Raw genomic sequence first — 13957 nt, 5'->3', positions numbered from 1 at the left:
CCTCAGTGCGACTCCTTGAGCGCGAACGGCCACAGCTTGGCGAGCGCCGAGCGTAACTCCGTCGCGCTGGCGTAGCGGTCCTCGGGGCGCTTCTCCAGCAGCTTCAGCACCACCCGCTCGAACGCCCCCGGCAGGTTCGGCCGCAGCGTCGTCAGCGGCACCGGCGCCTGCTGCACGTGCAGGAACATCAGCGGCACCGGGTCCGAATGTCGGAACGGCAGCTGCCCCGTGAGCAACTCGTACGCCACGATGCCCAGCGCATACAGGTCCGTCGCGGACGACACGGGGGGACTGCCCATCACCTGCTCGGGCGCCATGTACTCCGGCGTCCCCAGCACCGTCCCCTGCGCCGTCGTCCCGGCCACATGCGCGCTCTTCGCCAGGCCGAAGTCCATCAGCTTCAACACCCCACCGCGCGTGATGAACAGGTTCGCCGGCTTCACGTCGCGATGCAGCACCCCCCGTCCATGCGCGTGCTCCAGCGCCACGGCCGCGTGCGTGAGCCACCGCAGCGCCTCCGCGAGCGTGGGGCGCCGCTCCATCATCCGCTGGCGCAAGTCCATTCCGTCCAACAGCTCCACCGTGAGGAAGTGCCGCTCCCCATCCATCCCCACGTCGAAGACGCGCAGGATGTTCACGTGCTCCAGCGCCCGGGCGTGCTCCACCTCCTGGCGGAACCTCGCCACCGTCGCCGCGTCCGCGTGCGGCGTCGCCAGCACCTTGAGCGCCACGCGATGCCGCTCGAGCAGGTCGTGCGCCTCGTACACCGTGGAGCTCCCACCCGCGCCCAGCCAGCGCTCCACGCGGTAGCGCTGGGCCACCACCTGCCCCGGCATCAGCCCTCGCACCAGCGCCGCGGGGAGCGGCGCGGGCGTGGGGATTCCCTGGAGCAGCGTCCCGTGCGGGGACACGGGCGTCGAAGCGCGCAGCGTCTCGCCCAGGGACACCGGGGGCGGAGGCGTTGTCGGCGCAGGACCCCACGACAGCTCGGGCGCGGGAGCCGGCGTCGTGCCCGCCGTCACCTTCGTCTCCTGCACGCCGCCGAGGTACACGACACCCCCGGCGTCATCTTCCGTCGAGCCCACCGCTCCTCCCTCGGTGTCCGTTGGCCCGTGCCGCGGCTCAGGGGTCCAGCAGCGAGATGTGCGAGGGGGCTCCCGCGCCCTCGATGTCCAGATGCGGCGTGGGCAGGTTGTACTCCGCCGCCGCGCTGGTGGCCTCCACCATGATGGGGCCGGCGATCTCCGGCGGCTCACCCTTGCACAGCACGTCCACCACGTGCTCCACGGTCCACTTGCCCAGGCGGTTCACCACCAGCCGGTTGCCCTCGAACGTCGACGTGTCCGACAGCTCGTCACTGGCCCCCAGCTTCACGTCCACCGACTCGCCCAGGTAGCCCCGCGCGAGCGCCAGCACCCGGTCCACCACCGCGTTCCAGGCCTGGATGTGCGTCTTGTCCTGGGCCTCGTCCATGATGTCCAGGCCCACCTGCAGCCGCTCCATCCGCTCCAGGAACTGCTGCACCAGCGGCCCCCGGATGACGCGCCCGTGCTGCGGCGCGATGATCTCCACCGCCGGCGTGAGCTTGCGGATGGTGGCCACCGTGCGCGCCAGCGCCGCGTTCACCGGCATGTAGATTTGATGGAACGCGCGGATGCCCGCCCAGTCGGACTCGTCCGCGTACAGCCCCTTCGCGTTGGCGTCCGTGAGCCCGCCGAACAAATCCCCCGTGAAGAGCACGCGCGTCTGCGGGTCGTAGAGCATCACCGCGCCCCGGAAGTGACAGAAGGGCGAGGGCACCGGCAACAGCTTGTGCCCGGTGGGGACGCTCAGCCCTTGCGTGAACTTCTCGGTGGCGATGAAGCGGTTGCGCGGCAGGTTCTGGTGGACGATGAGTCGCCAGGTGTCCTCCGAGCAGAGGATGCCGGCGCGAGGCGCATAGCGCGCGGAGATGATGCTCGCCGACGAGCCCACGTCCGGGTCCTGGTGGTTGATGAACACGGCCGACAGCCGCTCCATCCCTCCGATGAGCGACGTCACCTTGGTGTGGATGGTGGAGAAGTCGCTGCTCGAGCCCGGGTCGATGAGGAGGTTGAACTCCGAGGCCCGCTGCGTCTTCACGTCCGTCCCCCGGAAGCGTCTCAGATAGGGGTTGGCGTAGAAGATGTTGCCCGGCTCCCGCTTGCCCACCCAGAACGTCTCGGGAGCAATCTCCACGGGGACGATTCTCAGGTCGTTGCTCAAGCCCGATGCGGGATGGTCGCTGCTGCTCATGAGACGGGGTTCCTTCACGGTGAGGTGATGTCCCCTCGCCATAGCAAGGCGTGCGCCGAGGCCCGTCCTCCCTCGGGGACCCAGGCGCCAGCCATCTGTGCGCCGTGCATTTCCTGCGCGCCCGGGAGCAGGCACGCAGTTCCTGCGGGCCCGGGCTCACCCCCGGTGGGGGCAGGCGGGCTGGACGCGGAGGCTGCGAGCCTGCGTGTGCACATGGCACACTGCCGGGGTCCTTCGCACCCACCTCTCCATGCCAGACGCCTCATTCCTCTCCGCCTGGGGGCTCCCAGGCCTCTTCTTCGTCGCGATGCTCGCGGGCTCGGTGGTGCCGGTGCCCTCCGAGGCGCTGCTCGCCGCGCTCATCTATGGCGGCGCTCCGCCGATGCTCGCCACGGGCGTGGCCACGGTGGGCAACGTGCTGGGCGCGGTGTCGCTCTACCTGTTGGGGCTGTGGGTGGCGCGCGGCGGAGGCGGAGCGCTGGGACGCTGGTATGCGCGCCGCCGTGAGAAGGAGGGCCCGCGCATGGAGCGCGTCGAGGAGCGGCTGCGCACCTGGGGCGCGCCCGCGCTCATGATGTCGTGGATGCCCATCGTCGGCGACGCGTTCGTCATCGCCGGCGGCATGGTGGGCGTCAGGCCCCTGCCGTTCGTCGTCTTCGTCACGCTGGGCAAGGGCCTGCGTTACGCGTTCGTCGCCCTGTCCACCGCCGCTGCCCTGTAGGGCGACGTCTCGTCATGTTTCAATCGTGTTTCGCCAGTATTTCCGTCAGTCCCGGAAGGTAAGTTGAGGCCGTGGTTCCAGGCGAAGCCTGTCTGGCCCACCCGTTCAGCATTCGTTGCCGACCCTCAACCGCTCCCCCTGGCGGGAGCAGGACTGGACCTCGTGCGAAACACCCTCGCAGTCTCGACGCGTGCGCTGTCGTCATGGCGCCACTGGCTCATGGTGTTCTTCCTGGGACTCGCCGCCTGCGGTGGCGAGGCGCCCGTGTCGGACGCGCCCTCGGAGGAGACGTCGCTCGGTGAGCGCGGTGACGCGCTGGCCAACGTGCGCCTGCGGCTGATGGCGGCGAACCTCTCCAGTGGCAACGGGCAGGACTACGACCCGGGCCACGGCATCCGCATCTTCCAGGGCACGGACGCGGACATCGTGATGATTCAGGAGTTCAACTACAAGACGGACTCCGCCGCCGACCTCCGCGGCTTCGTGGACACCGCCTTCGGGCCGGGCTTCTCGTACTACCGCGAGTCCGGCGCGCAGATTCCCAACGGCATCATCAGCCGCTACCCCATCATCGCCTCGGGAGAGTGGGACGACCCGCAGGTCAGCAACCGCGACTTCGCCTGGGCGCGCATCGACATCCCCGGGCCCAAGGACCTGTGGGCGGTGAGCGTGCACCTGCTGACGGCGAACGCCAGCACGCGCAACGCGGAGGCGCAGAGCCTGGTCAGCCGCATCCAGGCCAACATCCCCGCGGGGGACTACCTGGTGATTGGCGGCGACCTGAACACGGGCAGCCGCTCCGAGTCGTGCTTCGGCACCCTGTCGCAGGTGGTCACCACCGCGAGCCCGTATCCGGCGGACCGCAACGGCAACACCAACACCAACGCGGGCCGCAACAGCCCGTATGACCACGTGCTGGTGGACAGCGACCTGCGGCCGTACCAGACGGCGGTGGTCATCGGCGGCAGCTCGTTCGCGAACGGGCTGGTGGTGGACACGCGCGTGTACTCGCCCATCGGCGAGATTTCCCCGGCGCTCTCGGGCGACAGCGGCGCGTCTGGCATGCAGCACATGGGCGTCATCAAGGACTTCCTCATCCCGGGGGACGCGGTGTCCTCCAGCCTGACGGTGACGTCGCCCAACGGCGGTGAGAGCTGGACCACGGGCAGTGCCCGCTCCATCTCCTGGACGTCCTCGGGCGTGTCGAGCGTGCGGGTGGAGTACACGCTGAACGGCAGCACGTGGACCACGCTGTCGTCGAGCACGTCGGCCTCGGCGGGGAGCCTCGCCTGGACGCTGCCCACCACGGCGAGCACCACGGCGCGCGTGCGGGTGACGGACACGTCCGACGCGAGCATCACGGACACCAGCGACGCGGCCTTCTCCATCACTACGGGCGGTGGTGGCGGCACGGGGACGCTCCTCATCAACGAGGTGCTGGTGAACGAGGCGGGCTCGGATGTGAATGGCGAGTTCGTGGAACTGGTGAACACGGGCACGGCGGCGCTGAGCATCGCGGGGTGGACGGTGTCCGACGCGGCGAGCGTGCGGCACACGTTCCCCAGCGGGACGACGGTGCCGGCGGGCGGCGTCATCGTGGTGTTCGGCGGCGCGGCGGGCATCCCCTCGGGCACGCCCAACGCGGTGGGGGCGTCCACGGGGACGCTGGGCCTGTCGAACAGCGGTGACACCGTGACGGTGAAGAACGCGTCCGGCACCGTGGTGGACACGGCGGTGCTGTCCTCGGCGATGGCGGGCACGGACGGGGTGTCCGCGAACCGCAGCCCGGATCTGGGCTCGGCCGCCACCTTCGTGCTGCACACCAGCCTGTCCAGCCTGACGTCCTCGCCGGGCCGGCGCGCGAGCGGCGCGGCGTTCTGATTCGGTTCCGCGCCCCCTCGGTGTGAAGAGGGGGCGCGGGTGGGGACGTGGGTCTCCGGTCCCCACCCGACGAGTGCTATCCTCGCGATGTGCCGCCAGCTTCGAGGATGCGGGAGACCGTGTCGTAGAGGGCCTGCGGCGTCGCGTCGTTCCTCAGGACCACGTCGAACGCATCGTGCCCTTGCTGCGTGAGTTGGGTCTCGGTCGCGTGCCTGGCCAGGTCACCGGGTGCTCCCGCGCCAGGGCGTTCGATGAGCCAGATGGACGCCCCCAACTCGCGCGCGGCCTGCCATTCGGCTCGGGTCCGCAGGTCCGTGCAGATGACGCGTCCTCCTCCGCGACGGATGGCGTCGACCCGGAGTCGGAAGGGGCGCAGCCAGACGTCCGGGTCCAGCTCCACGCACGCCTGCCCGAAGCGTTGATAGAGCTCCCGGGGCGTCCGGCCGAGCCTCGCGTCCACCTTGTTGCGGCGCTCACCCCACAGTTGCTCGGGGTCGAGTTGCAGCAGTCCCATCAACGCGGCCTTGATGGGGTCCGCGAGGGCCACGCGCTCGAAGTCGTACCGCTCCGCCATGAACTGGCCCAGCGTGTCCTTGCCCGCCCCGGAGACGCCCGCGAGGCAGATGAGGCTGAAGGGCCGGCTCATGACTCACCTCCGAAATCGTAGAAGCCATCGCGGCCCAGGAATCGCTCGGGATGGAACCGGACCTGGGACCACGCGGCGTCCAGGCCTCGGCGCAGGATGGGGTCGCTGTAGTGGTGTCCTCCCTCCACGTTGTCGAAGAACCGTCCCGCCGGGTCGACCATCGCGTAGCTGCCGCGCATGTCTTCGTTGTCCTCGGGCACCAGGGAGATGCCGTCGGCCTCGAGCCTGCGGTGGCGCTCGACGAAGCGGTGGAAGTCCTCGGGCGCGCAGAGCAGGTCCTCCACATTCCTGGGCTCCTGGCCCTCGCCCGGGTCGGTGTTCTGGCCTTCGACGCGGAGGACCCGCAGCAGCTTCCAGCGCTCCGGCTTCAGCAGGCGGATGAAGGCGGTCTGGTCCTCGTCCACGTTCAGCCGTGTGACGACGGTGTTCACCTTCAGGCGAATCCCCGCCGCACGGACGCGCTCGGCGATGTCCAGGTATTGCTGGGGCGTCAAGGCCTTCCCATGGACCGCTCGACCCAAGCGGGCGTGGGTGCCGGGCGAGATGCTGTCGATGCTCAGGGTCACCCAGTCGATGACACCGCGCAGGCGTTCGAGCATGGCGGAGTCGAGCCGGCTTCCGTTCGTCACCAACATGGTGGTGGCGCGGTGGGCCTTGGCCATCGCGGCCAGTCGCGGGAGCCAGGGGCACAGCAGGGGTTCGCCCCCCGCGAAGGTGATCTTCTGGAATCGTGACGCCAGCACCGACACCACCTGGAGCGCTTCCTGCTCAGGGAGGTGTCCCTTGGGGAGGACGTCCCGGCGGACGTCCTGGAAGGTGGCGAAGCAGAACCGGCAACGCATGTTGCACGGCTCCCACAGGTGGAAATTGACGGACGGCGGTGTGGCGGGGTGTGCGACCGACGTCGAGGTCGCGGGCTGCATTGCACAGGGGTCCATGGTGCCTCCGGAGGGCGTCCCCGTCATTGGGGCGCTCCGAGCACCACTTCCTTCGGCGCAAAAAGTGTGACTTCGAATCGTAAGTCACTGACATCGTTGGAGAAATTCGGTCCTTAAAATGTCCCGGGCCCGCTGCACCCGCTTGCGCGCGGCGGCATGCGTGATTTCCAGTTGGCGACCGATTTCGGCTTCATCCAGCTCCTCGAAGTAGCGCAGGCGCAGCACCTCCTGATGCTCCTCGGAGAGGGTGCAGAACGCGTTCCGGAGCGCCTCATGGGATTCCATCGAGATGAACTCGTCCTCGGGTCGGAGGTGACACTCCGGCTCGGGTTGTGAGTCCAGGGGGCATGCGCGGCTGAGTCGCACGAAGCGCTTGGTCGCGCTGTTCCTGACGGCCTTGAGGAAGTAGGGCTCGAAGTCCCGTGGGGGCGCCTTCTTTCGCAGGCAGATGTTCATGAGGACCGCGTGGATGAGGTCCTCCGCCTCCGCGTCACTTTGGATGATGCCCTGCGCGATGCGCCGGGCCTTCGGCATCATGTCGTGCAGGTTGAATTGCTGTTCGAGGCAGGCCAGGGCGTTGAGTTCGACCTCGGCTTGCGTTGCGCCATACGAGGCAAAAGCCACTGCGTTCGAGGACGGGCCCTCCTTCGACGCCCATGCGGGCCCGGGATACGCCTGCCTTGAAGCGAGGATGGCCTGTCGGGTGCATTCCCACGACAGGTCGTCGCAACGGCTGGCCTGTGGAGCGGGAGCGCGAGGGAGGCCTGAGACGAGCGACTTGGCGAGGGGAACGACCGCCAGCGAAGCCGCGATGGCACCGAGCGTCAGGATGCCCGCACCGAACGGTGACCTCTTCGCCAGACGCCATGAGTGTTGGAGCACACCCAGGCTCATCCGTACGAGGAACACGCTGACGGAGATGACGCTCCAGACCGTGAAGGCGATGACGAAGGCCCCGGGAAGCACGGGGAGGGCGCTGCGCCCGACGCGCGCTGGAAGCGTCAGAGCGCAGGCGATGAACAGCAACAGCCCCAGCAGGAGCCAGGGCCAGCGAAGCAGCAGGGGCGGAGGTGCGGTCCTGCCCGCGAGCCTTTGGAAGCCGTTCCAACTGGTGGCGGCGACAAAGGCAATCAGGGTCATCCCCAGGAAGATGATGGACAGTTGCGCGGTGCCTTCGAAGACGCCGGTCGCGAGCGCGCCCAGCGTCTCCAGGACGAAGCCCGCGCAGATGAAGCCCATCAGTCCCGTGAAGCCAATCCCGACGACGAGCCCAGGGAACACGACGTTGATGACGAAGATGGCGAGTGCCAGGGCTACCAGCACCAATTGCCAGCCCGCGGTCCCCCGCGGCGGCGGACCCGACTCCCCCGTTCGTGTCATGTGGTCTTCCCTCAAAGACTGCCATGCCCATCGTACGGGCTAACGCGGAGTGAGGGAATCGACCGGTACGAGAGTCCAGGTTGACCTTGAGTCGGGTCGCTGGTGCCTCAGTGACTCTCGCCCGGAGACGTGAGCGCTCCCGCGCGCTCCGAGGCCCTCGCGCCGTGCGCGCCACCGTCCTGGGGGCCGGGCGTCGGCGGGCTCGCGGGCGTCGGGTGGTTGCGGCCGTAGTCGCGCTCGTGGATGCGCACCAGCGCCAGGAAGAAGGCGACGATGAGCGGGCCCAGCAAGAGGCCCACCGTGCCGAACGCGGCCAGGCCGCCGAGCAGCGAGAAGAAGACGATGGCGCCGTGCTGGTGCATGCCGCGCTTGGCGAGCAGCGGCTTGACGATGTTGTCCACCAGCCCCACCACCACCGTGCCCCAGACGGCCAGGAACAGCGCCGCCCAGGGGTGACCGCTGAAGAACATCAGCGCCGCGGCGACCAGCACGACGATGGCCGCGCCCACCGCGGGAATCAGCGCCATGAAGAACGCCACGCCGCCGAAGAACAGCGGCGCGGGCACCTGGACGATGAGGAACCCCACGAGCGCGGCGAAGGCCTGCACGCCCGCCGTCACCACCGACGACAGCAGCACCGCGCCGGACACGCTGCGGAACTCGCGCATGATCTCCAAGGTCTCACCGCGCCTGAGCGGCGACACGCTCTCAATCCAGTGCACCAGCTCCCGCCCGTCCGTGAGGAAGAAGAACAGGGCGATGAGCATCATCGTGGTCTGGAAGGCGATGGAGCCCGTGGCCGCCACCGCCCCCGTCACCGCGCGCGCCGCCGTGCCTCCCTGGGTGCTCACCTGCTCCTGGATGGTCTGGTCCAGCTGCTGCTCCTCCAGGGGCATGCGCTGCATCAGGCTCTCGGCGCCCTTGCGCACCGGCCCCGGCAGCTTCTGCACCAGCCCCTCCACGCCCTCCTGCTGCACCGTCTTGGTGACGAACTGCGCGCCGGAGGACACCTCCGCCACCACGAACGCCGTGAGCCCGCCAAGGGGCAGCAGCAGCGCGAGGATGACGGCCGTGCAGATGAGGCCCGCCGAGATGTTCTTGCGCCCCCGCAGCTTGCGCGTCAGCCGCACGTGCAGCCCATGGAAGACGCCCGCGAGCACCGCCGCCAGGAAGATGCCCTTGGCGAAGGGCTTGATGACCAGGGCCAGCAGGAACAGCGACAGCAGGATGAGGCCGGTGAACACACGCCGGGCGGTCTGCTCGGAAGCCATGCCCGTGAAGCTAGGGCGGGTTGCGCGGGAGGGAAGGGGGAGGCGGCCCCCCAGGCCGGCTGCCTGCTCCACGAGCAAGAAGACTTGGGCCCGGGCCCCGGGCGGCTAGAGTGCCCCGCCATGCCGGCATTCGATTCGAGTCAGTTCACCCCGTGGCTGCTCCAGGCGCTGTGCGCCGCCTTCCTCGCCATCCTCTTCCTCCAGTCCGGACTGGACAAGGTCATCGACTGGAAGGGCAACCTGGGCTGGCTCACCGGGCACTTCGCCAAGAGCCCCCTGAAGGGCATGGTGCCGTTGATGCTCGGCGTCATCACGCTGCTGGAGCTGGCGGCCGGCGCCCTCAGCGGCGCGGGGCTCGTCTCGCTCATCGCCACGGGCAGCCCGGCGCTGGCCTTCTTCGGCGCGCTCTTGTCCGCGGTGTCGCTGGTGTGCCTGTTCTTCGGCCAGCGCATGGCCAAGGACTACGCGGGCGCGGGCGGGCTGGTGCCGTACTTCCTGCTGTCGCTCGCGGCCATCTACCTCACGCGCATGCGCTGAAGGCCCCGCGTCACATCACCTTGCGCGTGGGCACCAGCGCGTTGGCGGACAACAGTCCGGCCACCAGGGCCACCGCCACCATCAGCATGTTGAAGGCGGTGTCGACGCCCGCCACCACGTCGCGCTCGAGCAGCGAGGACAGGCTGCGGAAGCCCACGCTGCCGGGCACCAGCAGCATCAGCCCGGGTACGACGACGGTGACGGAGGGCTTGTTGCGAAGCCGCGCCAGCACGTTGCCCACGATGCCCAGCGCGAGCGCCCCCACGAAGGCGCCCAGCTGCGGCCCGAGCAACTCCGAGCCCAGGCGGGCCCCGAAGAACGCGAACGTGCCCGCGGCCGCAATCCAGCCCCAGTCCCGAGGCCGCGCGCGGAACAGCACGCCGATGGCGACGCCCGCCACCAGCAGCGCCACGGCCTGGGTCCAGGAGGGCAGCGAGGGCGGCGGCGGGGCGACGGGCGGCGGCAGCAGCACGGACAGCTTGCTGCCCAGCGCGACGCCGAAGCCCAACTGGAGGAACACCACCGCGGCGCCCGTGAGGCGCGAGGTGCCGGAGATGAGGTGGCGCGTGGCCAGCTCGTTGAGGGCCACCGTCAGCGTCAGGCCGGGCAGCAGGACGATGAGGCCCGCCAGGGTGGCGACCTGGATGGACAGCGGGCCGATGACGCTCGCGGCCAGCACGGCGAGCGCAGAGGAGAGGATGGCGCCCACGGGCTCGAGCACGCGGGCGGTGGTGGGCTGGCGCTGCGTCACCTCACTGAGGATTCCGATGAGCAGGCTGCTCACCGTGGCCACCGCCATCTCCTTCAGTCCTCCGCCGAACAGACGGGCGCCCGCTCCTCCGGCGAGCGCCCAGCAGAGAATCTGGAGCACGGGCCCGAAGCGCGGGGGGCGGGCGAGGATGTCCTCCACGCGCAGCGCGCCCTCGGCGGGCGTGAGGCGCGAGTGGATGACGTCGTCGGCCAGGACGTCGAGCTGCGTGAGGCGCTCCAGGTCCATGTCCCCGGGCTCCACGCGGATGAGGCTGGTGCGCAGCGCCTCGGGCGGGCCGAAGGACGCGAACAGGGACGTGGGGGTGGAGAAGAAGCGGCCCTCCAGGCCCAGGCGCTCGGACACGCGCTTCATCAGCCCCTCCAGCCGGTGGGAGGGAGTGCCGTAGCGGTGCAGCGCCTCGGCCAGTCTCAGGGTAAAGGCGACGGACGGCCCTGGCGGTGCCGGGTGGTGTTGGAGCGAGGCGGCGATTTCAGGAGGGACGGCCACACGCGGCGCAATGGCAGAGCCGCCCGGGTGGAGTCAAATGGCGGCACGGTGACGTCCGCCTGTCCGCCATGCGCGCTCGGGAAGCACGGCTGATGGGGTCTCCAAAGAAGACAAGGGATGTCGGGGTGGTGCAGGAAGGAGACGAGAGCATGGCGCGCAAGAGCAGGACGCCCAGGTGGCTGGAGGCGGCGCGGAAGCGGGACGCGGGGGCGGTGGCGGCGGGGCGCTCGGACTGGCTGGCGCGGGCGCTGGGGCGCGCCGGGGTGATGCCTCGGGCGGAGGCGGAGTCGGCGATTCGCGCGGGCCGGGTGGAGGTGGACGGACGGGTGGTGACGGAGCCCTTCGCGCCGGTGGGGCCGGAGCAGACGGTGCGAGTCGATGGGCAGGGACACCCGCTGACGTCCGTGACGCGGGTGTTGATGTTCCACAAGCCCGCGGGGCCGGTGGTGCATGGCACGGACCCGGAGGGTGTGGGCACGGTGTTCGAGCGCCTGCGCGCGGTGCTGCCCGAGTCCCTGCGCGGCTACGAGTGGCTCGCGGTGGGCCGCCTGGACCGGGACACCACGGGGCTTCTGCTCTTCAGCAATGACGAGCGCTTCGTGCGCCACGGCACGGCGCCGGAGACCCATCTGCCCAAGCGCTACGTGGCGCGGGTGGAGGGCCAGCCTGTCGAGTCCGCGCTCCAGCGACTGCGGGACGGCGTGGAGCTGGAGGACGGGCTCACGCGTCCATCCCGGGCCGAGTCACGGGCTCCGGAGGTGGTGGAGCTGACGCTGACGGAGGGCCGGCACCACCAGGTGAAGCGGATGCTGGCGGCGGTGGGGCACCCGGTGCTCACGCTCCATCGCGAGGCCGTGGGCGCGGTGGTGCTCGACGTGCCCGAGGGGGGATGGCGGGAGCTGCGTGCGGCGGAGGTCTCCGAGGCGCTGGGGTTCGGCGCTCAGGGGGAGTCCGACGGGTCAGCGCAGGGTGAGTGATTGGCAGGTCTCCAGCGCGGCCCGCGCGAGGTTCCGGTTCTGGCTCGAGAAGGTGCAGAGGAACGCGGGGCTGGTGGGGGATGCGGAGTACATGCAGTCCGCCTGATAGGGATGCGTGGTGTCCTTGGGCGTCTCCGTCCAGGGGCAGTGCTCGCCCACGCGTTCGATGCGCGCCGTGGCGTCGGTGAGCCGGTAGCCGCTCTCGATGCTCTTCAGGCTCTGGAAGAACTGGGGGATGTAGAGGCCGAGTCCCCGGACGTTGGCGAGCTGCACGTCGAGCTTGGACAGGCCCGGCGCGGTGGCGGGCAGGGTCAGCTTCACCTTGACCCCTTGAGTCCCGGGGTCCTCCAGGACGTAGCTCGCCTGGAAGGGGGAGACCACGTCCAGCTCGAGGGCCGTCTTCACGCCGAACGACTGCACGTCCGAGGCGGGGATGGTGAGCCGGGTGCGCTTCGCGGGGGGCTTCTCCGGCGCGGGGGCCTTCGGTCTGGGCGAGGAGGCCGCGCCCGGACGTCGCTTCGGAGGTTGAGCTTGGGGCGAGGGGGGCTCGGCGGACGCGCTCCCTGCGCACAGGAGCATGACGAGGGCGGAGGCCAGGAGGAGCGGCGAGGTCGCGCGAGGAGAGCCCATGGTGTGAGCTTTCCATGTCCTATCGAGGGCGTGCGCCGAAATGTGATTGCACCGCTTCGAGCACGGCGGGCTCGCGCGGGTTGTTGAAGTGGCGTCCCCCGGGGACGACGATGACCTCGGCGCCCAGGTGCTCCTCCCAGAGTCCTTGATTGCGACGCCAGTCGGAGGTGAACGGGTCGCTGTCGGAGAGCACGACGACGGCGCGGCCCAGCGCGGCGCGCACGCGGGCGAAGTCGATGGGCGTGTCGAGCCAGGGGCGCAGCGCGTCCCACGGCTTGTCCACCTCGAACCAGCCGGAGACGAACACGGCGCCCTCCACGCGGTGTCCCTCGGGCATCGCGGCGAGGTAGCGGAGGAGGGTCTGACAACCCACGCTGTGGCCCAGGAACACGGTGGACGGCGGAGGCACAGGGCCGAGCGTGCGCGTGAGCGTGGACACCCAGCCGTCGATGGTCGGCGTGGCGGGCTCGGGCATGTCCAGCGTGAGGATGTCGTCGAAGGGCGCGGGTGGCTCGCGCAGCTTCTCCTCGAGCCAGGGATAGAAGTCGGTGTTCGGACGTCCGGCCCAGCGGTGCACGACGACGAGGGTGCGGCTCATGGGGCCGCAGTCTGCCTCAGTCCTCGCGTGATGCCATCGTCAGGATGTGCTCCCGGAGCCTCGCCGCGAGTGACAGGCTCTCGGGCAACGTGTGGCCGAGGAGGCGCGGGACTCCGGTGGCCAGCACCGCGGCGTTGGTGAAGACACCTGCACGCGCCTCGGCGAGCCGCGCGAGGGGAAGCGCCTGCTCCATGATGGGGACTCCATCGATGGAGCCCGAATCGAGGAGCACCGCGCGGATGACACCGGGGAGGCACGGCGCATCGAGCGGCGGAGTGACGAGCGCGCCGTCCAGGAGGACGAAGAGGTTCGCGGTGGGCAGCTCGCACGCGTGAGCCAGCTCGTTGGCCAGCACGGGGAGCTGTTGCATCCGCGAGAACTGCCGGAAGTACGACAAGCCCTTGTGGTTCGGAGACGTCTCCCCGTGACGATAGGCGCCGTGCTCCACCGTGAGGATGGCGCGTCCCTCGTGCTGGAGTCGCTCGGCGTCGGGAGCGTGGGGCCGGAGGGTGAGCAGGAGCTGCCCATCGCTCGCGGACAGCTTGCCGATGCCCTGGAAGCGGGGACCGAGCAGCGGGTCGGCGGCGAGGCAGCGTCGCAGGGTGTCACGAACGGAGGCGGGCTCCAGCAGCTCGGGCGAGGGCGCGCGGACGTTGTCCGTGTGAGCCGCGAGGCTCGCCGTGAGTCGGCGCAGATGACGGGACAGGAAGAGGGGGGCGCCGTCCTCGATGCGGAAGGTGGTGAAGAAGCCCGCGCCGAAGAAGAAGCCCTGCGCGAAGTCGTGCAGGCGCAGGTCCTCCCAGCGCTTCACCTCGCCGTTCACCGCCACGGTGGAGAGCATGGTGT

General features: G+C 69.9%; 14 protein-coding genes. 4 read left to right on the top strand and 10 right to left on the bottom strand.

The features are described from left to right. Window positions 1-2: 2 nt before the first annotated feature. Both VZQ01_RS10485 and VZQ01_RS10480 read right to left on the bottom strand, forming a co-directional pair. Window positions 3-1085, bottom strand: a complete 1083-nt coding sequence (locus VZQ01_RS10485) for a serine/threonine-protein kinase (RefSeq protein WP_223747896.1) — start codon at window positions 1083-1085, stop codon at window positions 3-5. Window positions 1086-1122: 37 nt separating this feature from the next. Then, window positions 1123-2274, bottom strand: a complete 1152-nt coding sequence (locus VZQ01_RS10480) for an oxygen-binding di-iron domain-containing protein (RefSeq protein WP_141324412.1) — start codon at window positions 2272-2274, stop codon at window positions 1123-1125. A gap of 250 nt (window positions 2275-2524) precedes the next feature. Here VZQ01_RS10480 and VZQ01_RS10475 point away from each other — a divergent pair, with 250 nt between their 5' ends. Then, window positions 2525-2995, top strand: a complete 471-nt coding sequence (locus tag VZQ01_RS10475; protein ID WP_426747740.1) for a YqaA family protein — start codon at window positions 2525-2527, stop codon at window positions 2993-2995. 219 nt (window positions 2996-3214) lie between these two features. Beyond that, the gene (locus VZQ01_RS10470; RefSeq protein ID WP_426748951.1) at window positions 3215-4876 is read left to right on the top strand and encodes a lamin tail domain-containing protein; all 1662 of its coding nucleotides are present in this window, start codon (window positions 3215-3217) and stop codon (window positions 4874-4876) included. Between the two features lie 76 nt (window positions 4877-4952). Here the strand turns inward: VZQ01_RS10470 and VZQ01_RS10465 are convergent, their stop codons facing one another. The 4 genes from VZQ01_RS10465 to VZQ01_RS10450 form a co-directional block, all read right to left on the bottom strand. Continuing rightward, window positions 4953-5522, bottom strand: a complete 570-nt coding sequence (locus tag VZQ01_RS10465) for a deoxynucleotide monophosphate kinase family protein (protein WP_223747899.1) — start codon at window positions 5520-5522, stop codon at window positions 4953-4955. Then, entirely contained in the window at window positions 5519-6364 is an 846-nt protein-coding gene (locus VZQ01_RS10460; protein ID WP_426747739.1) for a viperin family antiviral radical SAM protein, read from the bottom strand. The genes VZQ01_RS10465 and VZQ01_RS10460 overlap by 4 nt, the downstream gene beginning before the upstream one ends. Window positions 6365-6544: 180 nt before the next feature. Then, complete coding sequence (locus tag VZQ01_RS10455; protein ID WP_426747738.1) at window positions 6545-7840, bottom strand: sigma-70 family RNA polymerase sigma factor; 1296 nt, start codon at window positions 7838-7840, stop codon at window positions 6545-6547. Between the two features lie 107 nt (window positions 7841-7947). Continuing rightward, window positions 7948-9111, bottom strand: coding sequence for an AI-2E family transporter (locus tag VZQ01_RS10450; RefSeq protein WP_426747737.1), 1164 nt, complete (start codon window positions 9109-9111; stop codon window positions 7948-7950). Window positions 9112-9231: 120 nt separating this feature from the next. On the opposite strand from VZQ01_RS10450, the gene VZQ01_RS10445 reads away from it, so the two are divergent. Continuing rightward, complete coding sequence (locus tag VZQ01_RS10445; protein WP_426747736.1) at window positions 9232-9648, top strand: DoxX family protein; 417 nt, start codon at window positions 9232-9234, stop codon at window positions 9646-9648. Between the two features lie 10 nt (window positions 9649-9658). Here the strand turns inward: VZQ01_RS10445 and VZQ01_RS10440 are convergent, their stop codons facing one another. Further along, on the bottom strand, window positions 9659-10918 hold the full coding sequence (locus VZQ01_RS10440) for a threonine/serine exporter family protein (protein WP_144426625.1): 1260 nt from the start codon (window positions 10916-10918) through the stop codon (window positions 9659-9661). Between the two features lie 137 nt (window positions 10919-11055). On the opposite strand from VZQ01_RS10440, the gene VZQ01_RS10435 reads away from it, so the two are divergent. Continuing rightward, window positions 11056-11883 carry a pseudouridine synthase gene (locus VZQ01_RS10435; protein ID WP_426747735.1) on the top strand — a complete coding sequence of 276 codons (828 nt, stop codon included), beginning with the start codon at window positions 11056-11058 and terminating at the stop codon, window positions 11881-11883. Here the strand turns inward: VZQ01_RS10435 and VZQ01_RS10430 are convergent. Genes VZQ01_RS10430 through VZQ01_RS10420 form a run of 3 tightly spaced genes read right to left on the bottom strand, consistent with a single transcriptional unit; the run spans window position 11866 to window position 13952 of the window. Further along, window positions 11866-12513 carry a hypothetical protein gene (locus VZQ01_RS10430; protein ID WP_426747734.1) on the bottom strand — a complete coding sequence of 216 codons (648 nt, stop codon included), beginning with the start codon at window positions 12511-12513 and terminating at the stop codon, window positions 11866-11868. The genes VZQ01_RS10435 and VZQ01_RS10430 overlap by 18 nt on opposite strands. A 19-nt stretch (window positions 12514-12532) precedes the next feature. After that, window positions 12533-13111: an RBBP9/YdeN family alpha/beta hydrolase gene (locus VZQ01_RS10425; protein WP_223784539.1), complete on the bottom strand. Its 579-nt coding sequence runs from the start codon at window positions 13109-13111 to the stop codon at window positions 12533-12535. Window positions 13112-13127: 16 nt separating this feature from the next. Beyond that, the gene (locus VZQ01_RS10420) at window positions 13128-13952 is read right to left on the bottom strand and encodes an aminotransferase class IV (RefSeq protein ID WP_426747733.1); all 825 of its coding nucleotides are present in this window, start codon (window positions 13950-13952) and stop codon (window positions 13128-13130) included. Window positions 13953-13957: the final 5 nt, after the last annotated feature.

The organism is Myxococcus faecalis (assembly GCF_050039385.1).
GTDB lineage: Bacteria > Myxococcota > Myxococcia > Myxococcales > Myxococcaceae > Myxococcus > Myxococcus fulvus.
Note: the sequence above shows the minus strand (reverse complement) of the source record. Positions and strands in the feature narration are given on the sequence as shown.

Bases quoted from the DNA above. Each gene is read 5' to 3' on its own strand.
- VZQ01_RS10480 (WP_141324412.1), bottom strand. From the start codon at position 2,274: ATGAGCAGCAGCGACCATCCCGCATCGGGCTTGAGCAACGACCTGAGA.
- VZQ01_RS10475 (WP_426747740.1), top strand. From the start codon at position 2,525: ATGCCAGACGCCTCATTCCTCTCCGCCTGGGGGCTCCCAGGCCTCTTC.
- VZQ01_RS10470 (WP_426748951.1), top strand. From the start codon at position 3,215: ATGGTGTTCTTCCTGGGACTCGCCGCCTGCGGTGGCGAGGCGCCCGTG.
- VZQ01_RS10465 (WP_223747899.1), bottom strand. From the start codon at position 5,522: ATGAGCCGGCCCTTCAGCCTCATCTGCCTCGCGGGCGTCTCCGGGGCG.
- VZQ01_RS10460 (WP_426747739.1), bottom strand. From the start codon at position 6,364: ATGCGTTGCCGGTTCTGCTTCGCCACCTTCCAGGACGTCCGCCGGGAC.
- VZQ01_RS10455 (WP_426747738.1), bottom strand. From the start codon at position 7,840: ATGACACGAACGGGGGAGTCGGGTCCGCCGCCGCGGGGGACCGCGGGC.
- VZQ01_RS10450 (WP_426747737.1), bottom strand. From the start codon at position 9,111: ATGGCTTCCGAGCAGACCGCCCGGCGTGTGTTCACCGGCCTCATCCTG.
- VZQ01_RS10445 (WP_426747736.1), top strand. From the start codon at position 9,232: ATGCCGGCATTCGATTCGAGTCAGTTCACCCCGTGGCTGCTCCAGGCG.
- VZQ01_RS10435 (WP_426747735.1), top strand. From the start codon at position 11,056: ATGGCGCGCAAGAGCAGGACGCCCAGGTGGCTGGAGGCGGCGCGGAAG.
- VZQ01_RS10430 (WP_426747734.1), bottom strand. From the start codon at position 12,513: ATGGGCTCTCCTCGCGCGACCTCGCCGCTCCTCCTGGCCTCCGCCCTC.
- VZQ01_RS10425 (WP_223784539.1), bottom strand. From the start codon at position 13,111: ATGAGCCGCACCCTCGTCGTCGTGCACCGCTGGGCCGGACGTCCGAAC.
- VZQ01_RS10420 (WP_426747733.1), bottom strand. From the start codon at position 13,952: ATGCTCTCCACCGTGGCGGTGAACGGCGAGGTGAAGCGCTGGGAGGAC.